Origin of the sequence: Minwuia thermotolerans, from assembly GCF_002924445.1 — a bacterium.
Lineage (GTDB): Bacteria > Pseudomonadota > Alphaproteobacteria > Minwuiales > Minwuiaceae > Minwuia > Minwuia thermotolerans.
In genome coordinates this window covers 62,776-87,473 of record NZ_PIGG01000053.1, presented here as the reverse complement: position 1 = coordinate 87,473, position 24,698 = coordinate 62,776, and the positions used below count along the sequence as shown (strand labels likewise).

General features: G+C 68.8%; 21 protein-coding genes. 14 read left to right on the top strand and 7 right to left on the bottom strand.

Annotated features, from left to right (window positions below):
• Window positions 1–7: 7 nt before the first annotated feature.
• The 4 genes from CWC60_RS16460 to CWC60_RS16445 all read left to right on the top strand — a co-directional run bounded on the left by CWC60_RS16460 (window position 8) and on the right by CWC60_RS16445 (window position 5,855).
• A complete protein-coding gene (locus tag CWC60_RS16460; protein ID WP_109795020.1) occupies window positions 8–784 on the top strand; it encodes an ImuA family protein in 777 nt (258 codons plus the stop codon).
• A complete protein-coding gene (locus CWC60_RS16455; protein ID WP_109795019.1) occupies window positions 720–2,258 on the top strand; it encodes a Y-family DNA polymerase in 1,539 nt (512 codons plus the stop codon). The genes CWC60_RS16460 and CWC60_RS16455 overlap by 65 nt, the downstream gene beginning before the upstream one ends.
• 16 nt (window positions 2,259–2,274) lie before the next feature.
• Entirely contained in the window at window positions 2,275–2,457 is a 183-nt protein-coding gene (locus tag CWC60_RS16450; protein ID WP_109795018.1) for a FitA-like ribbon-helix-helix domain-containing protein, read from the top strand.
• Between the two features lie 128 nt (window positions 2,458–2,585).
• Window positions 2,586–5,855, top strand: coding sequence for an error-prone DNA polymerase (locus CWC60_RS16445; protein WP_109795039.1), 3,270 nt, complete (start codon window positions 2,586–2,588; stop codon window positions 5,853–5,855).
• 74 nt (window positions 5,856–5,929) lie between these two features.
• Here CWC60_RS16445 and CWC60_RS16440 read toward each other — a convergent pair whose 3' ends face one another.
• A complete protein-coding gene (locus CWC60_RS16440) occupies window positions 5,930–6,142 on the bottom strand; it encodes a hypothetical protein (RefSeq protein WP_109795017.1) in 213 nt (70 codons plus the stop codon).
• Between the two features lie 241 nt (window positions 6,143–6,383).
• On the opposite strand from CWC60_RS16440, the gene CWC60_RS16435 reads away from it, so the two are divergent.
• The 3 genes from CWC60_RS16435 to CWC60_RS16425 all read left to right on the top strand — a co-directional run bounded on the left by CWC60_RS16435 (window position 6,384) and on the right by CWC60_RS16425 (window position 11,203).
• Window positions 6,384–7,697: an adenylate/guanylate cyclase domain-containing protein gene (locus CWC60_RS16435; RefSeq protein WP_109795016.1), complete on the top strand. Its 1,314-nt coding sequence runs from the start codon at window positions 6,384–6,386 to the stop codon at window positions 7,695–7,697.
• 62 nt (window positions 7,698–7,759) lie between these two features.
• The gene (locus CWC60_RS16430) at window positions 7,760–8,650 is read left to right on the top strand and encodes an enoyl-CoA hydratase/isomerase family protein (protein WP_164516600.1); all 891 of its coding nucleotides are present in this window, start codon (window positions 7,760–7,762) and stop codon (window positions 8,648–8,650) included.
• A 75-nt stretch (window positions 8,651–8,725) separates the two neighbouring features.
• A complete protein-coding gene (locus tag CWC60_RS16425; protein WP_109795014.1) occupies window positions 8,726–11,203 on the top strand; it encodes a cation:proton antiporter in 2,478 nt (825 codons plus the stop codon).
• On the opposite strand, the gene CWC60_RS16420 is transcribed toward CWC60_RS16425, so the two are convergent.
• Genes CWC60_RS16420 through CWC60_RS23700 form a run of 4 tightly spaced genes read right to left on the bottom strand, consistent with a single transcriptional unit; the run spans window position 11,193 to window position 14,153 of the window.
• Window positions 11,193–12,395: a UbiH/UbiF/VisC/COQ6 family ubiquinone biosynthesis hydroxylase gene (locus CWC60_RS16420; RefSeq protein WP_109795013.1), complete on the bottom strand. Its 1,203-nt coding sequence runs from the start codon at window positions 12,393–12,395 to the stop codon at window positions 11,193–11,195. The genes CWC60_RS16425 and CWC60_RS16420 overlap by 11 nt on opposite strands.
• A gap of 11 nt (window positions 12,396–12,406) precedes the next feature.
• The gene (locus tag CWC60_RS16415) at window positions 12,407–13,432 is read right to left on the bottom strand and encodes a threonine aldolase family protein (RefSeq protein WP_109795012.1); all 1,026 of its coding nucleotides are present in this window, start codon (window positions 13,430–13,432) and stop codon (window positions 12,407–12,409) included.
• Complete coding sequence (locus CWC60_RS23705) at window positions 13,429–13,878, bottom strand: M67 family metallopeptidase (RefSeq protein WP_164516599.1); 450 nt, start codon at window positions 13,876–13,878, stop codon at window positions 13,429–13,431. The genes CWC60_RS16415 and CWC60_RS23705 overlap by 4 nt, the downstream gene beginning before the upstream one ends.
• Entirely contained in the window at window positions 13,875–14,153 is a 279-nt protein-coding gene (locus CWC60_RS23700) for a hypothetical protein (protein ID WP_164516598.1), read from the bottom strand. The genes CWC60_RS23705 and CWC60_RS23700 overlap by 4 nt, the downstream gene beginning before the upstream one ends.
• A 91-nt stretch (window positions 14,154–14,244) precedes the next feature.
• On the opposite strand from CWC60_RS23700, the gene CWC60_RS16405 reads away from it, so the two are divergent.
• The 3 genes from CWC60_RS16405 to CWC60_RS16395 all read left to right on the top strand — a co-directional run bounded on the left by CWC60_RS16405 (window position 14,245) and on the right by CWC60_RS16395 (window position 17,300).
• Complete coding sequence (locus CWC60_RS16405; protein WP_206419976.1) at window positions 14,245–15,198, top strand: RluA family pseudouridine synthase; 954 nt, start codon at window positions 14,245–14,247, stop codon at window positions 15,196–15,198.
• 151 nt (window positions 15,199–15,349) lie between these two features.
• On the top strand, window positions 15,350–16,264 hold the full coding sequence (gene rpoH / locus CWC60_RS16400; RefSeq protein WP_109795009.1) for an RNA polymerase sigma factor RpoH: 915 nt from the start codon (window positions 15,350–15,352) through the stop codon (window positions 16,262–16,264).
• 115 nt (window positions 16,265–16,379) lie between these two features.
• Window positions 16,380–17,300, top strand: coding sequence for a DMT family transporter (locus tag CWC60_RS16395; RefSeq protein ID WP_125226070.1), 921 nt, complete (start codon window positions 16,380–16,382; stop codon window positions 17,298–17,300).
• Here the strand turns inward: CWC60_RS16395 and CWC60_RS23695 are convergent.
• Together CWC60_RS23695 and CWC60_RS16390 are read right to left on the bottom strand one after the other, a co-directional pair.
• Window positions 17,276–17,434 carry a hypothetical protein gene (locus CWC60_RS23695; protein ID WP_164516597.1) on the bottom strand — a complete coding sequence of 53 codons (159 nt, stop codon included), beginning with the start codon at window positions 17,432–17,434 and terminating at the stop codon, window positions 17,276–17,278. The two genes, CWC60_RS16395 and CWC60_RS23695, sit on opposite strands and share 25 nt — an antisense overlap.
• A complete protein-coding gene (locus tag CWC60_RS16390) occupies window positions 17,409–18,692 on the bottom strand; it encodes an ATP-binding response regulator (protein ID WP_109795007.1) in 1,284 nt (427 codons plus the stop codon). The genes CWC60_RS23695 and CWC60_RS16390 overlap by 26 nt, the downstream gene beginning before the upstream one ends.
• A 172-nt stretch (window positions 18,693–18,864) precedes the next feature.
• Between CWC60_RS16390 and CWC60_RS16385 the strand changes: the two genes are divergently transcribed.
• The 4 genes from CWC60_RS16385 to CWC60_RS16370 all read left to right on the top strand — a co-directional run bounded on the left by CWC60_RS16385 (window position 18,865) and on the right by CWC60_RS16370 (window position 24,684).
• Window positions 18,865–21,543, top strand: a complete 2,679-nt coding sequence (locus tag CWC60_RS16385; protein ID WP_109795006.1) for an MHYT domain-containing protein — start codon at window positions 18,865–18,867, stop codon at window positions 21,541–21,543.
• 112 nt (window positions 21,544–21,655) lie between these two features.
• Window positions 21,656–23,041 carry a class II 3-deoxy-7-phosphoheptulonate synthase gene (locus CWC60_RS16380; RefSeq protein WP_109795038.1) on the top strand — a complete coding sequence of 462 codons (1,386 nt, stop codon included), beginning with the start codon at window positions 21,656–21,658 and terminating at the stop codon, window positions 23,039–23,041.
• A complete protein-coding gene (locus CWC60_RS16375; RefSeq protein ID WP_206419975.1) occupies window positions 23,016–24,218 on the top strand; it encodes a nicotinate phosphoribosyltransferase in 1,203 nt (400 codons plus the stop codon). Before CWC60_RS16380 ends, CWC60_RS16375 begins: the two co-directional genes overlap by 26 nt.
• Window positions 24,211–24,684, top strand: a complete 474-nt coding sequence (locus tag CWC60_RS16370; RefSeq protein ID WP_109795005.1) for a GNAT family N-acetyltransferase — start codon at window positions 24,211–24,213, stop codon at window positions 24,682–24,684. The genes CWC60_RS16375 and CWC60_RS16370 overlap by 8 nt, the downstream gene beginning before the upstream one ends.
• Window positions 24,685–24,698 lie beyond the last annotated feature (14 nt).

Genomic DNA, 24,698 nt, shown 5'->3' with positions numbered 1-24,698 from the left:
CGGCGGCATGGGAAGCTATCGCAACATTGACCGGCCGACGCGTCCGGAGACCGACGCTGGAGACCGTGAACGGCTCGACTGGCTGAAGCGGCAGCTCTCCGACCTGGCGCCCGCGGGCGAGCCGTGGCGGCCCGCGCTGCCGACGGGCGTCGCCGCGCTGGACCGGCATCTGCCCTGGGGCGGACTGCCGCTCGTCGGTCTGCACGAGATCGCGGGTCTGATGGAGACCGAGTTCGCGCTTTTCCTTGTCCGCGGCCTGCTGGCGCGGGAGGCGGAAGGCCGCCCGGTCCTGTGGTGCCAGACGGCCGATGGCGCGCGGGAGCGGGGGCGGCTCTACGGACCCGGCCTCGCCGGGCGGGGCGTCGACCCGGCCCGGGTGCTGTTCGTTACCGCGAAACGGGAGCGGGACGCCCAATGGGCGATGGAAGAGGCGCTTGCCTCCGGCGCGGTGGCCGCGGCGGTCGCGGAAACGCCGGCCATCGGCATGACCGAGACCCGCCGGCTGCAGCTCGCCGCCCAGAAGGGGGAGGCCATGGGCCTGCTCCTGCGCGGTCCCGCGGGCGACCGCGCGCCCGGCGCGGCGCTGACCCGCTGGCGCGCCGAACCCCTGGTCCCGCCGGAAAGCGCCGGCGAGACGCCGTTGCCGCGCGCCCTTCACCTCCACCTCTCCCTCTGGCGCTGCCGCGGCGGCCGCGCCGCAGACTGGACCCTTCGCCACGATGAGCAAACGCTACGTTTCGATCTGGCTGCCCCACTGGCCGACCGATCGCAGGGAACGGCTTGAGGCCGGGGCATCGGGCGGGCCGCTGGCGCTGACCCATGCCGCCCGGGGCGGCCAGCGCCTGCAGGCGGTGAGTCCGGCCGCCGTCGCGGCGGGGCTGTCTCCCGGCATGACCCTGGCCGACGCCCGCGCCGTGGCCCCCTCGCTCAGGACCGCGCCGGCCGATCCGGCGGCGGACGCGGAGGCGCTGGCGGTGCTGGCGCGCTGGGCGGGCCGCTACAGCCCCTGGACGGCCCTGGATGGCTCCGACGGGCTGATCCTGGAAAGCACGGGCTGCGATCATCTCTTCGGCGGCGAGACGGCGATGCTGGACGACATGGCGAAGCGTTTCGGCGGGGCCGGGATCACGGTTCGCCTCGCCCTGGCGGACACGCCCGGGGCGGCCTGGGCGCTGGCCCGCTTCGGTGACAGGCCGGCGGACGGTGGGGCCGGGATCATCGCGCCGCCGGGCGGGACCATGGTGCGGCTCGCCGCCCTGCCGGTGGCGGCGCTGCGCCTGGACGCGGAGACCGTCGAAGGGCTCCGCCGCCTGGGCCTTCACCGCATCGGCGAACTCTACCGCCTGCCGCGCGAAAGTCTGGGCCGGCGCTTCGGAACCGAGGTCATGCGCCGCCTCGACCGGGCGCTGGGGCGGGCGGGCGAACCCATCTCGCCGCTGCTGCCCAGTCCGGAGTTTCGCGTCCGCGCCGATTTCGGCGAGCCCATCGGCGCGGCCGGGGACATCGCCCGCACCGCCGGCCGGCTGATCGCGCGCATGGCCGAATGGCTGGCGAAGGAGCGCCGCGGCGCGCGCCGTCTCGACCTTGCGGCCTATCTCGCCGGCGGCGGGGTCTCGGTGCTGACCGTGGGCTGCGCCCGGGCCATGCGCGACGCCGGGCACTGGGAGCGGCTGTTCGCAGAGAAGCTGGCCGAACTCGATCCCGGCTTCGGCATCGACGCCATGATCCTGGCCGCGCCGCGCACCGAACCGCTGGCCGCCGCCGAGCCCCGGCTGGACCGCCGCGCCGCGCCGGTGGACGGGCTCGGCCGGCTGGCTGATCGTCTCGCCAACCGGCTGGGGGCCGGCAGCGTGGCCATGCTGCGTCCCGGCGACAGCCATCTGCCCGAGCGGGCCGAGCGCCGTGTCGCCCCCGGCGTCCGCATACGGGCCGAGGGCTGGCCCCGTACCCCGCCCAGGCCCGCGCGGCTGCTGACGGAACCGGAGCCGGTGGAGGCGGTGGCCGGTCTGCCCGACCTGCCGCCCCGACGGTTCCGCTGGCGGCGCGTCACCCATCGCGTGGTTGCGGCCGAGGGACCGGAGCGCATCGCCCCCGAATGGTGGCGTGACATGCGCAGCCCCGGGCGGGAGCCGGCGGCGACCCGCGACTACTACCGCGTCGACTGCGCCGACGGGCGGCGCTTCTGGCTCTACCGGGAGGGGCTCTACGACGCGCCCGTCGCGCGTCCGCCGCGCTGGTTCCTGCACGGCCTGTTCTGAAAGAAGGAGAGAGACAATGGCGACAGTGACGATCCGCAAGCTGGACGATGCCGTGCTCGCGCGGCTGAAGCGCCGCGCCCGTATCCAGGGCCGTTCCCTGGAGGCGGAACTGCGCGAGATCCTGACGGCCATGGCGGCCCGGGAAATGACGCCCGAGGAGAAATGGGCCCTGTTCGAACGCCTCGCGGCGGCGGCGTGAACCCCGGAATTCGGCTCTCTCGCCTGTCACCCCCGCCTTGTGCGGGGGTCTGGTTGCTGCAGTGAAAGCGGCTATTTCCTTTCCGGATGCCCGCACAGGGCGGGCATGACCTCTCCCAGTTGCTTGTCATGACCGCTTACGCCGAATGGCAGATCACCAGCAATTTCTCCTTTCTGGAAGGCGGTTCCCACGCCGAGGAACTGGCCGCGCAGGCGCAGGCGCTGGGGCTGGCGGGGATCGGCATCGCCGACCGCAACAGCCTGGCCGGCGTCGTCCGCGGGCACCTGGCGGCGAAGAGCCTCGACCTGCCCTTCCGCCCCGGCTGCCGGCTGGTCTTCCGCGACGGCGCGGAGATGCTGGTCTATCCGTCGGACCGCGCCGCCTATGGCCGGCTCAGCCGCCTGATCACGCTGGGCCGGCGGCGGGCGGAGAAGGGCGAATGCCATCTCGATTTCGAGGACGCGGCGGCGGCGGCCGAAGGCCTGGTCGCCATCGCCCTATCGGCGGACGCGGGGTTTCTCGGCCGGGTGCGCGATGCCTTTGGCGGCCGCGCCTACCTCGCCGCCTGGATGCTCCGCCGGGGCGACGACCGCCGCCGCCTGGGTGAACGGCTGGCGCTGTCGCGGCATTTCGGTCTGCCGCTCATCGCCGCCAACGACGTCCGCTATCACGTCCCCGAGCGGCGCCGGCTGCAGGACGTGCTGACCTGCATCGCCGAGGGCTGCACCATCCACGAGGCCGGCCGGCGGCTGGCCGCCAATGCCGAACGGCACCTGAAAGCGCCGGCCGAGATGGCGCGGCTGTTCGCCGACGCGCCCGATGCGGTCATGCGGACCCTGGAGGTTCTGGAGCGCACAGGCTTCTCGCTCGACGAACTCGCCTACGAATACCCCGACGAGGTGGTCGATCCCGGCGAGAGCCCGCAACAGACCCTGGCGCGGCTGACCCGCGCGGGCGCGGCGGGGCGCTATCCGGACGGTCTGCCGGCGAAGGTGGCGGCGCAGATCGCCCATGAGCTGGAACTGATCGCACAGCTGGGCTACGCGCCCTATTTCCTGACCGTCCACGACATCGTCCGCTTCGCGCGCGAGCGCGGCATCCTCTGCCAGGGACGCGGCTCGGCGGCCAATTCAGCGGTCTGTTACTGCCTGGGCGTCACCTCGGTGGATCCGGCGCGCATGGACCTTCTGTTCGAGCGCTTCGTCAGCGCCGAGCGCGACGAACCGCCTGACATCGACGTCGACTTCGAGCACGAGCGCCGCGAGGAGGTGATCCAGTACATCTACGAAAAATACGGCCGCGACCGGGCGGGGCTGGCGGCGACGGTGATCTCCTACCGCTCGAAGAGCGCCATGCGGGAGGTCGGCAAGGCGCTCGGCCTGTCGCTGGACGCGGTGGAGGCCATGACGAAAAGCGTCTGGCGGGAGGGGCTGCAGGACGACCGCATTGCCGAGGCCGGCCTCGATCCGGCGGATCCGACCGTGGCGGAGGCGCTCCGCCTCGCTCGCGAACTGCAGGGCTTTCCGCGTCATCTCTCGCAGCATGTCGGCGGCTTCGTCATCAGCCGCGGGCCGCTGTCGGAGCTGGTGCCGGTCGAGAACGCGGCGATGGCCGACCGCACGGTCATCCAGTGGGACAAGGACGATCTGGACGCGCTCGGCCTGATGAAGGTCGACGTGCTCGGCCTCGGCATGCTGACCTGTATCGCCAAGGCCTTCCGCATGCTGGACGAGAGCTATGGCCGGCCGATGGACCTGGCCTCGGTCCCGCCCGACGATCCGGCGGTCTACGACATGCTCTGCGAGGCCGATTCGGTGGGTGTCTTCCAGGTCGAAAGCCGGGCCCAGATGACCATGCTGCCACGCCTGAAGCCGCGGACCTTCTACGATCTGGTGATCGAGGTGGCGATCGTTCGCCCCGGCCCCATCCAGGGCGACATGGTCCATCCCTATCTCAGACGCCGCAACGGCGAGGAGAAGGTGGATTTTCCATCCGAGGAGCTGCGCCGGGTGCTGGGCAAGACCATGGGCGTGCCGCTGTTCCAGGAGCAGGCGATGCAGATCGCCATCGTCGCGGCCGGCTTCACGCCCTCCGAGGCGGACCGTCTGCGCCGCGCCATGGCCACCTTCCGCAAGGTCGGCACCATCCACACCTTCCAGGAGAAGCTGGTCGAGGGCATGGCGGAACGCGGCTATGAACGCGATTTCGCCGAGCGCTGCTTCCGCCAGATCGAGGGTTTCGGCGAGTACGGTTTTCCCGAAAGCCACGCCGCCAGCTTCGCCCTGCTGGTCTACGTCTCGGCCTGGCTGAAACGGCATTATCCGGACGTCTTCTGCGCCGCCATCCTCAACAGCCAGCCCATGGGCTTCTACGCCCCGGCGCAGCTCGTCCGCGACGCCCGCGACCATGGCGTCGAGGTCCGCCCCGTCGACGTCAATCATTCCATGCCGGACCACCTGCTGGAGCCCCTGCCGGCGCCCGATCCGAAGACCGGCCTCGGGACGGCGGTGCGGCTCGGCTTCCGCCTCGTCAAGGGACTGAACGCGGAGGCGGCGGACCGCATCGCCGCGGCGCGGCCGGAAGGCGGCTACGCCACGGTGCAGGAACTGGCGCGGCGGGCCGGGCTGGACCAGACGACGCTTCGCGTGCTGGCCGATGCCGACGCCTTCGGCTCCATGGGGCTCGACCGCCGCCGCGCGCTCTGGGCGGTGCGCGCGGTGGAGCCCGAACCGCTGCCGCTGTTCGCCGCCGCCGAGGCCCGGGCCGGCGCGGCCGGCCACAACCGGCCCTTCGACCTGATCGAGGAACCGGCCGTCGATCTGCCGGAGATGCGGCCGGGGGAAGAAGTGGTCGCCGACTATCAGCGGCTCAGGCTGTCGCTGCGCGCCCATCCCTGCGCGCTGCTGCGGGAGCGTCTGGGAGCCCATGGCGCAGTACGCGCGCAGGCGCTTTCGGCGCTGCCGGACGGCCGCCGCACGGTGATCGCGGGACTGGTGCTGGTGCGTCAGCGTCCGGGCAGCGCCAGCGGGGTCATCTTCGCGACCCTGGAGGACGAGACGGGGGTGGCCAACATCGTCGTCTGGCCGCACGTGTTCGAACGGTTCCGCCGGGTGCTGCTGACGTCGAGGCTGCTGGGGGTGTCGGGGAAGCTGCAGCGTGAGGGGCTGGTGATCCACGTGGTGGCCGAACGGCTGTTCGACCTGAGTGGGGAGCTGGCCACGCTGACCGAGGATCCGGACCTCGCGCCGCCGGAAGCCGTGGATGGAAGCATCGCCCGCGCCGACGAGGTGCGCCGGCCGCAGGTTCCGAGAAAGCGGATGGAGGAAAAGCCGGGATGGCGCCTGGACCGACCTGAGCCGGCCCGGGAAGCCATGCCGAAGGGGCGGAATTTCAAATGAGCCTTCCGCCGGGCTCCGTCAGGAACCGTCCGCGCGGGCCGGAGGGCGCCGCGCCGCGCGGACGGGTCGTCTCCTCAGGCCGCGCGGTGCTTGCCGCCGGCGAGCCGGGCGCGGATCCGGGCGAAGCCCTGGCGGAGCCACTGAGCCAGCATGCGGGACTGCTCCCGGCGCGCGAGCGCGATGCCGTGGTCGATCTCGCCGAAGGAAGGCACGTAATATTCCGGCATGCCGTGCGCGATGGACGCGTAGTCGGCGGTGCTGCGGTGGTCGATCTGTTCGTGTCGCATGTCAAAGTCCTTTCAACACGTGTTGTCCCGGACCTCCCATGAAGCGGCTTCGGGGTGACCGCTTTCGTCCCCTATATAGGTCAGTGATGCTGCCGCGAAATCGTTTTCTTCGCAGGTGCAGCATTGCATTTTATGCATAGCTCGAGAGGCCGCGTTGGCAGCGTGTCAACTGCCGTGCGGCGTTGCAGATTGTTACCCGTATTGACCTGACGCGGCGGCAGCCCCGGCCTATGCTGGCGCCATGAGATTCCTGCATACGCATATCGGCCGGGACACGGCGGAACGGGGGCTGCCGCCGATGCACCCGTTGACACTTCGCTTCGTCGACCGGGAGTGGGACGCGCGCTACCGGGAAACGCAGCGCGAGGACAATCTCCGCACGGTCCGCCTGGCCTTCCTGATCACGATCGCCATCAATCTCGTCTTCGTCCCGCAGGACCTGTTCTTCTTTCCCGAGAACGCGGAGACCATCGCCCTTGTGCGGGCGCTGGGCGTGAACGGCCTGTTCCTGGCGATCCTGGGCCTCAGCTACACTCAGCACTTCCGCACGCGATGGCCGGCGCTGCTGATGCTGGGCGCGCTCGTCTACACGCTCTTCCAGGCGCTGGCCAACGTCTATGGCGGCCAGCCGGCGCCGCTGGACCATGCCTTCGTCATCGTCATCTTCGCGATCTATGCGCTGTTTCCGTTCTTCTACATCCAGGCCGTGGTGACGGCCCTGCTCGCGACGGCGCTGTTCGTCGCCATCACGCTGGGGCTCGCCTGGCCGCCGCCGGACTTCCAGCAGGCGATCTATGCGGTGATGCTGATGCTTACCGCGAACATCATCGGGCTGATCGCGCTGCGCCGGGTGGAGAAGCTCCGCCGGCTCGACTTCGCCAACAACGACCTGATCGACCGGGAGCGCGCGCGGGTGCGCGAACTGCTCGACCGGATCCTGCCGAAATCGGTGGCCGCGCGCCTCCGCGACGGGGAAAGCCAGGTGGTGGAGCAACTGGCCGACGTCACCGTGCTGTTCGCCGACGTGGAAGGCTTCACCAACATCGCCGCCGAGTGTGCGCCCGAGGAAACCCTGGCCATGCTGTCGGACACCTTCGAGCGTTTCGACCGGCTGACCCGGAAGCACGGCGTCGAGAAGATCAAGACCATCGGCGACGCCTACATGGTCGCCGCCGGCGCGCCCAAGGGCTCCACCGCCGACGCGCGCGCGGCGGCCGGGCTGGCGCTCGACATGCTGGCGAGCATGAGCGATTGCCGCCGGCCGGACGGGACGCCGCTGAACATCCGCATCGGCATGGCGCGCGGGGCGATCATCGCCGGCGTGGTCGGTGACAGCCGATTTCTCTACGATCTCTGGGGTGACGCGGTGAACACCGCTTCCCGCATGGAGACCACCGGGGCTCCGGGCCGCATCCAGGTCACGCGCGAAGTCGTCGAGGCGCTGGACGGCGCCTACGCGTTCGAGGCCCGCGGCGAAGTCGAAGTCAAGGGCAAGGGCATGATGCCCACCTGGTGGCTGCTGGGCCCCGTCGCCGCGAGCGAAGCCGCGGACTGAGCCCGGGCTGGCCTGAGCGGCCAAAGCGGATAAACTCCGCCCCGCCCAAGGGGAGGAGCGATTTGACGAACTATCCGGATTTCGAGTTCATCCGGCTGGCGCGCGTTGGCACGCGCGCCTGGCTGACATTCAACCGGCCCGAGGCCCGCAATGCGCTGACCCACCGAATGATGGAGGAGATCGGCGAAGCGCTGGCCGCCGTCCGGGCCGACGCCGAGGCCCGGGTGCTGATCCTGCGCGGCGCGGGCGGGAGTTTCTCGGCCGGCGGAGACCTCAACGCCATGCAGGAGATGCCGCCGGCTCCGGCGCCTGGCGAGGCGGACCCGCTGTTCCAGCCCTACCGCTTTTTCGGCGACGTGCTGCGCGATCTCGACCGCATGCCGATTCCGGTCGTCGCCGTGGTCGAGGGCGGCGCCGCCGGCGGCGGCTTCGGCATGACCTGTTGCGCCGATGTCGCCATCATCCGGGCTGACGCGAAGTTCGCCCTGCCGGAGCCCAAGGTCGGCTTCATCCCATCCCAGATCCTGCCCTTCATCGCCCGGCGGATCGGGGCAGGGCAGTTGCGCCGGATCGCCGTTCTGGGCCAGCGGATCGGCGGCGAGGAGGCGTTTCGCCTGGGCGTGGGCCATTATCTCGCCCGCACCGAGACGGAGACGGAGGAGATCCTGGCCGCGGTGCTGGACGAGGTCGACCGCAACGATCCGGCGGCGGTGGCGGCGGTCAAGGAGATCGTGCTGATGACGGAGGAGGCTGCGCTCGACGAGACCCTGGACAAAGCGGCCCAGCACCTGATCCGCCTGCTCCGGCGTCCCGAAGCGCCGGCCGGCATGCGCGCCTTCCTGAACAAGCAGCCGCCTCCGTGGCTGGCGCGGGCCCGCGAGATGAACGGCGCCGGCAGGAAACAGCCCCATCCCGTGCAGTCCCGGGCCAGTCCCGATGGTTCAGACAATTAATCGCACTTTCGTCGCGGAAGGCCGTATATTGAGCGCCTGAGAGGGACGGCATCGTCGACGAGGGGGTTCTGAGCGATGCACGAGGGAATCTGGACGACCATTCTCGGGCTGTTCGGCCTGATGACGATCGCCGTGCTGATCCTGCCGGTCGCGAAGCGCTACAAGTTTCCCTACACGGTGCTGCTCGCCGTCGTCGGGATCATCCTCGGCCTGCTGATCAGCGCCGCGCACGACGCCCATCTGGGGCCGGTCAGCGACCTGCTGCACAGTTTCGAGAGCTTCGATCTGACGTCGGAGATCATCATCTTCGTCTTCCTGCCGGCTCTGGTCTTCGAAAGCAGCCTGTCGATCGACGTGCGCAAGCTGATGGCCGACATACGCCCGATCCTGTTCCTGGCGGTCATCGGCCTGCTGATTTCCGCCTTCATGGTCGGCGGCGCGGTCTACGCGGTTTCCGGCATGGGCTTCGTCGTCTGCCTGCTGCTTGGCGCCATCCTCTCGGCCACGGACCCGGTCGCGGTCGTGGCGATCTTCAAGGATCTGGGCGCGCCGAAACGGCTCGCCATCCTGGTCGAGGGCGAGAGCCTGTTCAACGACGCCACGGCCATCGTGCTGTTCAATATCCTGGTCGCCATGATCCTGGGGGCCGCCGAAGCGGACCTGATCGGCGGCGCCTTCGGCTTCCTCCAGGTCTTCGTGGGCGGCATCGTCGTCGGCTACCTCATGGCCCGCGGCTTCGCCTGGGTGATCGGCCATGTCGGCGGCATTGCCCTGGTGGAGGTCACGCTGACGATCTCGCTGGCCTATCTCTCCTTCCTGGTCGCCGAGCACTATCTGCATGTCTCCGGCGTCATGGCGGTGGTCACGGCGGCGCTGGTGATGGGCTCTTACGGACGGACCACGATCTCCGGCCATGGCTGGCATCTGCTGCAGGAAACCTGGGAGAATCTGGGGTTCTGGGCCAATTCCCTGATCTTCGTCCTGGTGGGCATGGCCGTGCCTCAGATCCTGTCGGTGTTTACCGGCGGCATGTGGACCACCCTGGTGGTGCTCATCGCCACGGCCTTCTTCGCCCGCGGCCTGCTCACCCACGCCGTGCTGCCCGTGCTCAGCCGCTCGGGCATCGCCGCGAATGTCAGCCTCGGCTTCCGCACCGTGATGTGGTGGGGCGGTCTGCGCGGCGCGGTCTCGCTGGCGCTGGCGCTGGCAGTTCTCGAGAACGAGGCCTTCCCCGTCGACGTGCGGAATTTCATCGCCGCGCTGGTCTGCGCCTTCGTGCTGTTCACGCTGTTCGTCAACGCGACCACGGTGGGGGCGGTCATGAAGGCCTTCGGCCTCGACCGCCTGTCGCCGGCCGATCTGGCGGTGCGCAACCGCACCATCGCCCGGGCGCTGGACGACATCAGCAAGGCCGTCCCCCGCTGGGCCGAGCGCCACAACATCCCCGGCGAGGTCGGCGCGCAGGTGGCTGGCGACTACGCCCGGCGGGTCGAGGAGATGAACACGGCGGAAGGGACAGCCGTGGAACTCAGCGATGGCGACTGGCTCAAGATCGGTCTGCTGGCGACGGTCGGCCGCGAGCGCCAGGGCTATCTGGATCATTACTCGCGCGGCTATGTGCCTTCGGCAACGGCGCGGGAACTGGTGGCGTTGACCGACGAACTCATGGACGCCACCAAGACCGGCGGCGTCGAGGGTTACCGCAGCGCAGCGGACAAGCTGCTGGAGTTCAACTGGCGCTTCATGCTGTCGATGCAGGTCCAGCGGCGATTCGGCATGGCCGGCCCCCTTGGCAAGAGGCTGGCGAACCGCATGGAGCGGCTGCGCACGGTGATCGCGGTGCTGGCGGAAGTGCGCGATCAGGGCATCGACGACATCCGCGCGCTGGTCGGCGATCCGGCCGCCGACCGCCTGTGCGAGATCCTGGACGAACGGCGCGAGACCGTGATGTCGGCGCTCAATGCGCTCCGGGTCCAGTATCCCGACTATGCCGGCAAGCTGCAGCGGCGCTACCTGCAGCAGGTCGCGATCAGGCGAGAGCGGAGCGACTACGCCCGCCTGCACGACGAGGCCATCATCGGGGCGGAGATCTACGCCAATCTCCAGCAGGAGCTGGAGGAGCGCGAGGACGAACTTGGCCAGCGGCCGGCGCTGGATCTGGGTCTCGATCCCGAGCAACTCGTCGCCGGTGTGCCTCTGTTCCAGGGGCTCAGCCAGGATCGCATCCAGGCCATCGCGGCCCTGCTGAAATCGGAACTGGCCCTGCCGGGCGAGAACCTCTGCCGCAAGGGGGAGACGGGCGATGCCATGTACTTCGTCTCCTCGGGCGCCATCGAGGTCCGCGTCGAACCGGAGCCGGTCATGCTGGGCTCGGGCGATTTCTTCGGCGAGATCGCGCTGCTCAAGGACGCGCCGCGCACCGCCGACGTGGTGGCGAAGACCTTCTCCGACCTGCTGATCCTGGAGCGGCGTGACTTCCAGAAGCTGCTGGACGCCAACCCGGATCTGCGCAAGACGATCGAGACGGTCGCCGAGGAGCGTCTCAGCGCCTGAGCAGGGCGGGGCTGTCGCCGACGTCGCCCATGGCATGGCGCATGAAGAACCGGCGCAGCGGCTTCGTGCGGTTGACGGCGGCGAGACCAAGGTCGCGGACCAGCCGGATCGGCGGCAGATCGTTGGAGAACAGCCGGTTGAGGATGTCGGTGACGCCCGCCAGCACCACCGAATCGGTGCGCCGCCACTGTTCGTAGCGCGCCAGCAGCGTGGCGTCGCCGAGGTCCATGCCGATCCCGGCGGCTTCCTCCAGAATCTCGGTCAGCGCCGCTACGTCCCTGAGGCCCAGATTGAAGCCCTGGCCGGCGATCGGATGGATGCCGTGGGCGGCGTCGCCGATCAGGGCCAGCCGGTGCGCATGGTAGTCCTGCGCCAGCACCAGGGTGAGCGGATAGCGGAAGCGGGGGCCCACCACCTCCAGATCGCCCAGGAATCCGCCGACCCGGCGCTGGATCTCGTGGGCAAAGGCGGCGGCGTCCAGTTCCAGGAACGCGGGCGCCAGATCGCTGCGTTCGGTCCAGACCAGCGAGGAGCGGTTGGCGGTCAGCGGCAGGATGGCGAACGGACCCGCCGGGAGGAACCGCTCGTGTGCGATCGCCCGGTGGGGCAGTTCGTGGGCGATGGTGCAGACAATACCGTCCTGCGGATAGCGCCGCACGATGGCGTCTATGCCGGCCTCCTCGCGCAGACGCGACTGCCGCCCGTCGGCCGCGACACAGAGCTCGGCGCGCACCAGTGTGCCGTCCGACAGGCTGGCCTCGACCCCGGCCTGCCCGCGGCGCAGACGGCCGACCGACATGGGCGCGGCCAGGATGACCGAATCCAGTTCGGCCACGCTGTCCAGCAGGGCGCGGCGGGTGAACCGGTTCTCCACCATCTGGCCCAGGGGCTCATCGCCCAGATCCCGGTGGTCGTAGTGCAGGAACAGCGGCGCATTGCCGTCGGAGACGCGGATCTCCTCGATCGGCTGCACGTCCCGGATGCGTGGCGCGACATCCAGGCGCTGGAGCATGCGCCAGGAGGCGGCGGCGATGGCGGAAGCGCGCCCGTCGAATGGCGGCGCGACGGTCGTCTCCGGCGCTTCCCGGTCGACGACCATGGTCTCGATTCCGGCGCGGCCCAGCGCGGCGGCCAGGCTCAGACCCACCAGCCCGCCGCCGACGATCAGTACCCTGGTGCGTTGTTCCGCCATGCTCTGTCCGGTCAGCCGCCGCAGATTCCGATGAAACGGTCGACTTCATCATCGCCGGTCGCGAAGGAGGTGACCAGCCGCGAGACGTCGCGGCCGTCCTTGCTCATGGTGTGGAAGCTCGCGCCCGCTTCCCGCAGCAGCGCGGCCGTGTCCTCGGGCAGGGCCACGAACAACTCGTTCGCCTCGACGGGCGCGGCGAACGCCACACTGTTCAGACGTGCAAGGCCGTCGTGGAGCCGCGCTGCCGCCCGGTTGGCGTGACGCGCGTTCTCCAGCCACAGATCGTCCTCCAGATAGGCCAGAAGCTGCGCCGACAGGAACCGCATCTTGGAGAACAGGTGTCCCGCCCGCTTGCGGCGGTAGATGAAGTCCTTCGCCAGGTCCGTGTCGAAAAAGATCACCGCTTCGGCCGCCATGGCGCCGTTCTTCGTCGCGCCGAAGGACAGCGCGTCGACGCCGGCCTTCCAGGTCATCTCGGCGGGACTGACGTCCAGGCTGGCCAGCGCGTTGGCGAAGCGCGCGCCGTCCATGTGGACGCGGCAACCATGAGCATGCGCCAGGTCGCTCAACGCCGCGATCCGGTCGACCGGATAGACCGCCCCCCACTCGGTGCACTGGGTGAGCGAGATCGCCGCCGGCTGGGGGTGGTGATCGAATCCGGCCTTGAAGCGGCCGAGACCCGCCCTCAGGCCCTCGACCGTCAGCCGGCCATGCTCGGCCTCGACGGGATAGAGCTTGGCGCCGCCGGTGTAGAACTCCGGGCCGCAGCACTCGTCGTCGAAGATGTGGGCGTGGTCGTGGCAGTAGATCGCCCCCCAGGGCGGCGAGAGCGCGGACAGCGCAAGGCAGTTGGCGGCGGAGCCCGTCGCCACGGGAAAGACGGCGAGGTCGGTCTCGAAGATGTCCTTGAGCCGCGCCTCCAGCGATGCGGTCAGGTCGTCGGCGCCATAGGACGGGCTGAATCCCGCGTTGGCGCTCTGAAGCGCCTCCATGATCCGCGGATGGACGCCGGCGATGTTGTCGGAAGCGAAATTCATCCGGCGTTTCCTTGTTCGATGATGTCCAGGGCAAGCCTTTCGGGCTCCAGGCCGGGCGCCATGCGCCAGGCGGCGAGTCCCTGCGCGCCGCCCCAGCGCAGGCCCATGATCAGCCAGACCAGTTCCGGTTCGCCCGCGGCGCGTCCCCGGTCGGTGTCCGAGGGGATCGGTTCGCCGAACGGATGACTGTGATAGTGGCCGACGATTTCCAGTCCCGCGGCACGCGCCTCACGCTGGGTGCGGAGCCTGAGGCCCGGGTCGATCTCGAAGGTCTTCTCCCGCGCCTCGGCGATGTTGGGGCTGGGCACGACGCTTTCGATCCGGACGCTGCCGTCTTCGAGACGGCCGACCAGCAGCCCGCAGCCCTCCTCTGGAAAGCTCCCGGACAGCGCGGCGAATATCTCGCCCGCGCAATCCTCCGGCAGGGCGACGCGGCCGGACGTCATCGGCCCGTTGCGCGGCCGATCGGGCGGCCGGTGGCCGGATCGACGATCTCGACGGTCACGCGTCCGCCCGGCGTCTCCGTCCGCAGCATCAGCAACCCGCCGGAAAGTGCGGCGTCGACGATGCGGCCATCGCCCAGGTCGCGCGACCACGCCGCTTCTTCCGATGCAGCGGGCGCAGGCTGCGCGGGCGCCGAAGCGCGCGCCGGGGCGGGGTCTTCCTCCACCACCGCGTTCCCGAAACGGTTGATCGCCGTGTAGATGATGATTGCGGTCATCGCCAGAATCGCTATGCCGAGGACAACGACAACGATCTTGAGTACGCGGAAATTGGGCTGGTCTGGCTCTGACATAGACGAATCCGACTGGTTGGAAACCGAAATCCCGCCGGATGCCGCCGGCGCACGGCTGGACCGTCATCTGTCGCAGGTCTTCGGCGATCTCTCCCGCACCCGTCTGAAATCGCTGATCGAACAGGGCAAGGTCGAGATCGACGATCGGACGATAACGGAGCCCTCATACAGGGTCAAACCGGGCGAGCGCGTCATGGTCGCCTGGGAGCCGGCGGTGGAGGCGGATCCCGAGCCGCAGACGATTCCGCTGACGGTGCTGTACGAGGACGCCGACCTGATCGTGATCGACAAGCCCGCGGGCATGGTGGTGCACCCGGCGCCCGGCAATCCCGACGGCACCCTGGTCAACGCGCTTCTCGGCCATTGCGGCGACAGCCTGTCGGGCATCGGCGGCGTGCGCCGGCCCGGCATCGTCCACCGGCTGGACAAGGATACCTCTGGCGTGATGGTTGCGGCGAAGACCGACCGCGCGCATCAGGGCCTGGCGACGCTGTTCGCCGAGCACGACATCGAGCGCGTCTACATGGCCCTTGTCTTCGGCGCGCCGATCCGGCCGCGCGGCGTGATCGAGGGACCGATCGGCCGTGACCCGAAGGACCGCAAGCGCATGGCCGTGCGCGATGGCGGCAAGGCGGCGCTCACCCACTACCGCGTGGCGCGCCGCTTCGGCGCCGCGGCCAGCCTGCTGGAATGCCGCCTGGAAACCGGGCGGACCCATCAGATCCGCGTTCATCTGGCGCATGCCGGTTATCCCGTGATCGGCGATCCGGTCTATGGCCGCCGCCGTCAGGCGATGCCGAAAGGACTCGACGCAGCGGGCCAGGATGCAGTCCGCGCCCTGGGCCGGCAGGCGCTGCATGCCGCCGTCCTGGGTTTCCGCCATCCCGTGAGCGGAGAGACGCTGCGGTTCGAGGCGCCCTTGCCCGAAGACATGCGTGCGGTGATCCGGGCCCTCGACAATACCGTATGAATCCTTGATCCAACGCATTCCGGGCACCAGATGATATGGGTCTGCGTGGTGGCGCGCCGCCGCGCGGTGAGACAGCCTCGGTTCAGGCCGATCCGCAGGCTGTCCCGTGCAGTGCCAGTAGAGTTGCACGCATAAAGGAGGGACAAGAAGAATGGCTTCGCGCAACAACATTCCCGCGCTCACGCCCGATGGCAGTCTGAGCCACTATCTCGATGAAATCCGCAAGTTCCCGATGCTGGAGCCGGAAGAGGAGTACATGCTCGGCAAGCGTCTGCAGGAGCATGGCGACACCAAGGCCGCGCACAAGATGGTGACCTCTCACCTGCGTCTGGTGGCCAAGATCGCCATGGGCTACCGCGGCTATGGCCTGCCGGTGCAGGAACTGATCTCCGAAGGCAATGTCGGCATGATGCAGGCGGTCAAGCGCTTCGATCCCGACAAGGGCTTCCGCCTGGCGACCTACGCCATGTGGTGGATCCGGGCGGCCATCCAGGAATACATCCTGCGCTCGTGGTCGCTGGTCAAGATGGGGACCACGGCGGCGCAGAAGAAGCTGTTCTTCAACCTGCGCAAGCTGAAGGGCCAGCTGCAGGCCATCGAGGAGGGCGACCTGCACCCCGACATGGTGACGACCATTGCGACCAAGCTTCAGGTCTCGGAGCAGGAGGTGATCGACATGAATCGCCGCCTCGCCGCGCCCGACCATTCGCTGAACGCCCCGCTCCGGATCGACGGCGACGAGGAGTGGGTCGACTGGCTGACGGACGATTCCGAGACCCAGGAAGACACCTTCGGCGACGCGGAGGAACTCTCCCAGCGCCGCGCCATGCTGGAAGGGGCGATGAAGGTTCTCAACGACCGCGAACGCCACATCCTCACCGAGCGCCGGCTCAAGGACAATCCGTCCACGCTGGAGGAACTCAGCCAGGAATACGGCGTCAGCCGCGAGCGCGTGCGCCAGATCGAGGTCCGCGCCTTCGAAAAGCTGCAGCGTGCGATGAAGAATGCGGCCTCCGAGCAACGCAACCGGGCCGAGAAGCGCCGCGTCGCCCTGACGAAGGCCTGAGCCGCCCGGACCGGCGGGGGCCTCGCCTGAGCGGTGCGCCCCCGAGCCATGCGCGATCCGCATGGGCGAAGCCGCTCCAATCCGCTAGAACAGGTTTCGTGTTTCCACGGACCGAGTGAGCGACTTGCCAAGCGCGTCTCCCCAGCGCCAGGCCAAGGCCTTCGTGATGCCCGATCAGAACCCGCTGATCGGCATCGCCTTCATGCTGGCCGCGGTCACGCTGATGTTCCCGGTCATGAACACGGCGGTGAAGTATCTCACCGCCGAGGGCTACCCTTTCGGCCAGGTGGTCTGGGCCCGCTATGCCGGGCACCTGGTGTTCATGATGATCGTGTTCATGCCGCGCCGGGGCCTCTCGCTTTTCAGAACGGCCCGCCCCGGCGTGCAGCTGATGCGGTCGTTCCTGCTGTTCGCCTGCACGGCGATGTACTTCTACGCCCTTCAGTTCATCGATCTGACCGTCGCCGCGTCGATTTCCTTCACCAGTCCGATCGTCGTCACGGCGCTTTCCTTCGCGGTGCTGGGCGAGCGCGTCGGGGTGCGCCGCCTGTGCGCCGTGATCGTCGGTTTCGCGGGGGCGATGATCATCATCCGTCCCGGCGGCGAGGCGTTTCACTGGGCCATGCTGCTCGTCGTCGCCAACACCTTCTGCTACGCCTTCTATCAGCTGCTGACGCGGAAGATGGCCTTCAACGACAACCCGGAAACCACCAACACGCTGACCGCCGTCGTCGGCGCCGTGGTCTCCCTGGCGTTTTTGCTCGACGGCGTGGTGCTGCCCGACAACCTGCTGCACTGGGGGATGTTCGCCGGGGTTGGCGCCCTGGGCGGTTTCGGCCACTACATGGTGGCGCGGTCGTTTCAGTTCGCGGAGGCGTCGGTAGTCTCGCCCTTCTCCTACGGCCAGCTCATCGGCGCCACGATTCTGGGCTATCTGGTCTTCGGGACCCTGCCGGACATCTGGACCGGCGTCGGCGCACTCATCGTCGCCGGCAGCGGCCTCTACATCGCCTACAGGGAGCGGCGCAGGGTATAGCTGCGGCGGAGGCGGCGCGCAGAGCGCCAGCGCCAGTAGAAATGTCCCACCGCTATCGCGGTCAGCACCAGGCCGGCCAGCAGCCTGAGCAGGAACCGCCGGAGCGGCTCAGGCGACGCCCATTTCCGAGACATTGCCGGCCTTGTCGATGATGCGGGACTTCGGAACCACCAGGGTGACCGTGGTGCCGACCTCGGGCTCGCTGTCGATTTCGAAGCGTCCGCCGTGCAGCTCGACCAGCGATTTCGTCAGCGGCACGCCGAGCCCGGTGCCTTCGTGCTGGCGGGCGAGGCGGGAATCGGCCTGACCGAAGGGTTCCAGGACCTTCTGCATGTCCTCCTGCGCGATGCCGACGCCGGTATCGGCGATGGTCAGATGCAGGTCGCCCTGGGCGTCGAGATCGGCCCGCGCCTCGACGCGGGCGCCCTCGTGGGAGAACTTCACCGCGTTGGAGAGCATGTTCAGCAGCGCCCGGCGCATCAGGATCTCGTCGCAGAATATCTCCAGGCTGCCGCAGTCGCCGCGGAAGTCGATGCTGACGTCGTACTTGGCTGCCATCGCATCGACCAGGCGGATGCTGCGGTCGAACAGGTCGTCGACGCGGACATGGGATTCGTTGAGCACCGTCTTGCCGGCGTCGATCTTGGTCAGATCGAGGATGTCGTTGACGATGCGCAGCAGGTGATGGCCGCTGTCGTTGATATAGGTCGCGTATTCCGTGAACCGCTCGGTATCGGGGATCGCCTTGAGCTGCTGGCGGATCAGGTCGGAGAAGCCGATGATGGAGTTCAGCGGCGTGCGCAGTTCGTGGCTCATGGTGGCCAGGAATTCGGACTTCGCCTTGTTGGCGGCTTCGGCCTTGCGCTTGGCCTCGCGGAGCGTGGTCTCCAGGTCGCGGCGGCGCTTGATCTCGTCGCGGAGCTCGTCGTTGATGTGCTCCAGGTCGAGCGTGCGCTCCGCGACCCGGCGTTTCAGGTTCTCGTTCGCCGCCCTCAGCGCCGCGGAGGCGCGGCGGCGTTCGACCTGGGTATGGATGCGCGCCACTGTGATGTCGATGTCGACGGGCTTGGTGATGTAGTCGTTGGCGCCGGACTTGATGGCTTCGCCGATGCCGTCGCGCTCGTTGATCGCGGTGACCATGATGACCGGCAGTTCCGACGCGTTGCGCGCCGACCGGATCAGTCTGAGCGTGTCCATCCCGCTCATTCCCGGCATCATGATGTCCAGCAGCACGATGTCGAACTCGCGCTCGTCCAGCAGCTTGAGCGCCGACGGGCCGTCCTCGGCCATGACGGTCGAGAAGCCGCGGCGTTCCAGACGCCGCGACAGCATCGCGCGGTTGGCTTCGAGGTCGTCGACGACGAGGACGCTGACGGTGTCCGATTCCGACATGGTTCCCCCGCTCTGGGCGTGGATCAGGACCGTCAGGCTAACCGGCGTCCGTTCAACAAAGCGTTAATGGCCGGAACACGCGGACGACGCGCCGCCGGTCGCCGGCGGGGCCGCGTTCAGCGTTTCTTAAAACTCCCCGCGTCAGTTTCAAGGTCATCAATGGAGCGCTTCCATGGACCTGCACGGTCACCATGATCCGGTACTCGTCGCCCTGGCGGTCGCCGTCGGCATATCGGCCGCCTTCGGCGCCCTGAACCTCGGCGCCCGCGCCCGCGCCGCAAGGGGAGGCCGCGTCTGGCTCTGGACCGCCCTGGCCGCCACCACTTTCGGCAGCGGCGTCTGGTCCATGCACTTCATCGCCATACTGGCGATGACGCTGCCGGGAATCCCGGTCAGCTACGATCCGGTCATGACCGGCGTCTCCCTGGCCATCGCGATCGCCGTGGCCCTTGTCGGTCAGGCCCTGCTGACCGGCGGCGGAGGCGGGCGCCTTCGGCTGATCTTCGCCGGCGCGGTCATGGGGCTCGGCATCGCGGCAATGCACTATGCCGGCATGTCGGCGATGCGCATGCCGGCCGTCGCGGTCTATGACAGCCCCATGGTCGCCCTTTCGGTGGTCATCGGCATCGCGGCGGCAACGCTGGCGCTGTGGCTGTTCAATCGGGACAACTCGGCCCGGCGCAACCTGGCCGCCGCGCCCCTTATGGGGCTGGCGATCGGCGCCATGCACTACACGGGCATGATGGGGGTCGACTATCTGCCCGTTTCCGGAATGCAGCCTTCGGACTTCGCCAGCATCTATCCCAATCTGCTGGCGGTGATCATCGCGGGCATCATCGCTCTTGTCTGCTTCGGCGGCTTCGCCTTCGTCTCGCTGGATCGGCGCTCCGCCACCGCGCTCGAGGCGGCCTACGACCGCATCCGGCGGAGCGAGCGCCGCTTCAGCCTGATGGTCAATGGCCTGAAGGACTGCGCCGTCTTCATGCTGGATCGGGAAGGACGGATCGAAAGCTGGAATGATGGCGCGGCGCGTCAGTTCGGCTGGACCGAGGCCGACATTGTCGGTCTGCCCTCCTGGGTGCTCAATCTGCGGGGCGAACGTGCCGCCCGTAGCCTGGCCCGGGCGCTCAAGAAGGCCCGCCGACAGGGCCGCAACGAGTTTGACATGCGCGCCATCCGCGCCGATGGCTCCGAGTTCTGGGCCAACACAATCATCTATCCGGTCCGCGAGGACACAGGCGAGATGACCGGTTTCGTCGCCACGATGCGCGACATCAGCGAGCAGAGACGGTCGCGCGAGGCGCTGGCGGCGGCCAATGCCGAACTGGAACGCAAGGTCGAGGACCGCACCATGGCGCTGGCCCGCGCCAAGGAGGCCGCCGAAGCGGCCAACAGCGCCAAGAGCCGCTTCATCGCCAACATGAGCCACGAACTCCGCACGCCGCTCAACGCCATCATCGGCTACACCGAGATGCTGCTGGAAGACTTCGAGGCCGAGGGCGAAACGCAGACCACCGAGGATCTGAAGCGCATCGAGGGCGCGGGCCGCCATTTGCTGGACCTGATCAACGAGATTCTCGACATCGCCAAGATCGAGGCCGGCCGCTACACCTTCGACCACGACATCGTCGACGTGCGCGCGCTGGTGGGGGAGGCCGTGGCGACCGCCGAGCCCATGGTCGAGCGGCACGAAAGCCGGATGCACGTACATGTCGACGCCGCGGTCGACACCATCGAGACCGACCGCAAGCGCCTGTTCCAGTGTCTGCTGAATCTGCTGTCGAACGCCGCAAAGTTCACCCGCGCCGGCGATATCTGGCTCGATGTCGCGATCGAGGGCGGCGGCGCACGGCGGATGCTGACCCTGACCGTGCGCGATACCGGCATCGGCATGTCGGCCGACCAGCTGGATCGGGTTTTCGAGGCCTTCGCCCAGGTCGATGACCGTGCGACCCGCGGCGCCGAAGGCACGGGCCTCGGCCTCACCATCACCCGCCGGCTGATCGAGGCCATGGGCGGCGACATTGCTGTCGAGAGCGCCCCCGGCGAGGGTTCGACCTTCACCATCCGGGCGCCCCTGGAACCGGTCGAGGAAACCGCCACGGAAGCGGCGGCCCCCGTCGATGCCGCGGCGGCCGCGGCGACTCGCGTGGTGATGATCGACGACGACGCCGCCACCCTGGCGCTCTACCGCCGGCAACTCGAACGCGAGAACCACGAGGTCTACACCGCCGACACCGGGGAGGAGGGCGTGGCGCTGGTACGGCGCGTGCTGCCTGACCTGGTGTTGCTGGACATGAGCCTGCCCGACCGCAGCGGCGCCGAGGTGCTCGCGGAACTGCGCGCCGATGCGGCGACAGTCGCCATTCCCGTCGCCATCGTCTCCGGTTCCGAGCGTGAAGAGCACCACGCTGTTCTCGACGCGGTGGAATGGCTGACCAAGCCGGTGGGCGGCGAGGCGCTGGCTGCCCTTGTGGGACGCTTCGGCTGCGCCGCGGCCGCCGGCCGGGCGCTGATCCTCAGCGACCGGCCACAGGTGCAGTCGCGCATGACAGCCGTTCTGGAGCGGAGCGGCTGGCAGGCGCTGACCGTCTCGGATCCCGAGCACCTGACCGAGACGCTGTTGCAGGGCGTACGGGCCGCCTTTGTCGATACCGCCCGCTTCGGCGGCGCGGAGATGGTTGCGAGGCTGGCGCGGAGCGGTGTCGCGGCCATCCGCCTGGTCGATCCGGCGGAGGGACCGCCGGCAGGCGAGGGGCCGAGCCTGACCCTTCCCGAAACCGACGACGCCGAACTTCCCGCGGACTTGCTGCGGGAGGCCGCCGCTGCCTGGTCCCGGCGCGCGGCCTGACGCTCGGCGGCCCTGCCCCGGGGGCCGGCCTGAGGCGCGGGCATGCGGTGTTTTCATTCCCCCGCCGAGGGCTTATAAGGAGCCGCCCAATACCGGAGTACGGGAGAGTATGATGGCTTCGAAGGACTGGAGCCCGAAGAGCTGGCGCGACAAGCCGATCCGGCAGGTGCCCGAATATGACGACCCTGCCGCTCTCGAGGCGGTGGAAGGACAGCTCAGCCGCTTTCCGCCGCTGGTCTTCGCCGAGGAGGCCCGCAGCCTGAAGGCGCGGCTGGCCGAAGTGGCCGAAGGCCGCGCGTTCCTGCTGCAGGGCGGCGACTGCGCCGAGAGCTTCGCCGAGTTCCACCCCGACAACATCCGCGACACCTTCAAGGTGCTGTTGCAGATGGCCGTCATCCTGACCTTCGGCGCCAAGCTGCCGGTGGTGAAGGTGGGCCGCATGGCCGGACAGTTCGCCAAGCCGCGTTCGGCCGCGACAGAGACCGTCGACGGCGTCGAACTGCCCAGCTACCGCGGCGACATCATCAATGGCATCGACTTCGATCCCGCCTCCCGCAGGCCGGATCCGGAGCGGCTGCTGCGCGCCTACAGCCAGGCAGCGAGCACGGTCAACCTGCTGCGCGCCTTCTCCCAGGGCGGTTTCGCCGACCTGCATCGGGTGCATCAGTGGAACATGGGCTTCATCGCCGACACGCCGACCGGCGAACGCTACCAGGAGATGGCGGAGCGGATCGCCGACTCCCTGACCTTCATGGAGGCCTGCGGCGTCAACGGCGCCAACACGCCGTCGATTTCCAGAGTGGATTTCTACACCAGCCACGAGGCGCTGCTGCTGTGGTACGAGGAAGCGCTGACCCGGCGCGACTCGACGCGCAAGGACGCGCCCTGGGTCGACACCTCGGCGCACATGCTGTGGATCGGCGACCGCACCCGCGATCTGGACGAGGCCCATGTCGAGTTCATGCGTGGCATCCTCAACCCGATCGGCGTGAAGTGCGGCCCGTCGCTGGAGCCGGATAACCTGCTGAAGCTGCTCGACCGGCTGGACCCCGATCACGAGCCGGGGCGAATCACGCTGATCTCGCGCTTCGGCGCCGGCAAGGCGGGCGATCACCTGCCCCAACTGGTGCGTGCGGTGCAGAAGGCCGGCCGCAAGGTGGTCTGGTCCTGCGATCCCATGCACGGCAACGTCATCAAGTCGGAAAGCGGCTACAAGACGCGGCCCGTCCACGCGATCCTCAAGGAGGTGCAGGAGGTCTTCGCCATCCATCGCGCCGAGGGCAGCCACATGGGCGGCGTCCATTTCGAGATGACCGGCCAGGACGTCACCGAATGCATCGGCGGCCCCTACAATCTGGGCGACAAGGATCTCTCCGACCGCTACCACACCCATTGCGACCCGCGTCTCAACGGTCCGCAGGCGCTGGAACTGGCGTTCCTGATCGCCGAGATGCTGAAGGAGGGGCGCGAGGATGACAGCCTCAGAGAAGCGTCCTGAACTGAAGGTCGTCGGCGCGCGCGCGGACGGACCTGCGGGCGAGGCGCGGGATCCCGATCCCGTGCTGGAAGCCGCCATCGCCAGCCGCACGGATCATTATTTCCGCCGCACCAAGGCGATCGTCGAACGCTTCGGCGACATCCAGGTCCGCTACGCCATCTTCATGCGCCGGCCGGTGATGTTCGCGCCGCGCCTGGCGGTGGAGTGGATCGAGCAGGTCGCGCGGGAACGCAGCGTGGAGTTCGGCGTCGAACTCTGCTGCGGCGAGGGCGAATGGGTGGGCGCTGGCGACCCGCTGATTTACCTGACCGGCAGCCTGGTTCACCTGGTCGACCTCGAGACGCTCTATCTGCAGAAGCTCGGCGCCGCCTGCGTCGCCGCGCACAACGCCTATTCCATGTGCTGCGACATGCCGAAGGCTGGCTTCCTTGCCATGGACGCGCGCCATTGCACCGGCCCCGACATGGCCGAACTGATGGCCTATGCCGCCTCGGTCGGCTCGGAGGCGGCGAAGCGCGACAGGGGCGCGGTCGGCTTCGTCGGCAACGCCACCGACGCGACGGCCCATTTCTTCGGGCGGGAGAGCGGCCTTGGCACCATGCCGCATGCGCTGATCGGCTATGCCGGCTCCACGCTCCGCGCCGCGGAGATGTTCCGGGAGGTCTTCCCCGATGACCCGCTGACCGTGCTGGTCGACTATTTCGGGCGGGAGATCACTGACGCGCTCACCGTCTGCCGCCGCTTTCCCGACCTGGCGAGCCGCGGTCAGCTCTCGATCCGCCTCGACACCCATGGCAGCCGCTATGTCGAGGGGCTGGATCCGAGCCTCTCCTACGCGGTGCTGGAACGCCACGTGCCCAAGGCCACCCGGCAGTATCGCAGCCAGGCGGAACTCCGTTACCTGATCGGCACCGGCGTCTCGGCGGCGGCCATCTATCATCTGCGCGAGCGCCTCGACGCGGAGGGCTTCCAGCAGGTGAAGATCGTCGCATCATCGGGCTTTGGACCCGAGAAGTGCCGCATCATGGGCTCCGTCGGCGCGCCGATCGACGTCGTCGGCACCGGTTCCTACCTGCCGGAGCGGTGGTCGGAAACCTATGCCACCGCCGACGTCATCGAGTATGGCGGCAAGTCCAGGGTGAAGGTCGGCCGCGAGTTCCTGCTGGGCCATGGCTGAGACGGCTGTCGTCCGCGTGGCCGAGGGGCCGTCGGAGATTGCCGTCGCGAAGCGCTTCTTCCTCGACTACGCCGCCAGCCTCGACGTCGATCTCTGCTACCAGGGTTTCGATCAGGAGATGGCGCGCTTTCCCGGCGAGTATCGGCCCCCGAAGGGCGCGCTGCTGCTGGCCTGGAAGGGCGATGAGCCCGTGGGCGTCGTCGGCCTGCGCCCGCACGCCTCCGGTGCCGCCGAGATGAAACGTCTCTACCTGACCGACACGGCGCGCGGGACGGGTCTCGGCCGACGTCTGGCCGCGGCGGTCGTCGAACGCGCCCGCGACCTCGGCTATCCGGGCGTCGTCCTGGACACGCTCACCTCCATGACCGCGGCGCAGGGCATCTACCGCAAGATGGGCTTCCGCGAATATCTCCCCGCCGCCGACGGCGGCCACCCGGACCTGCTCTACTTCCGGCTGGGTTTCTGAGGCGTCTGGTTTCC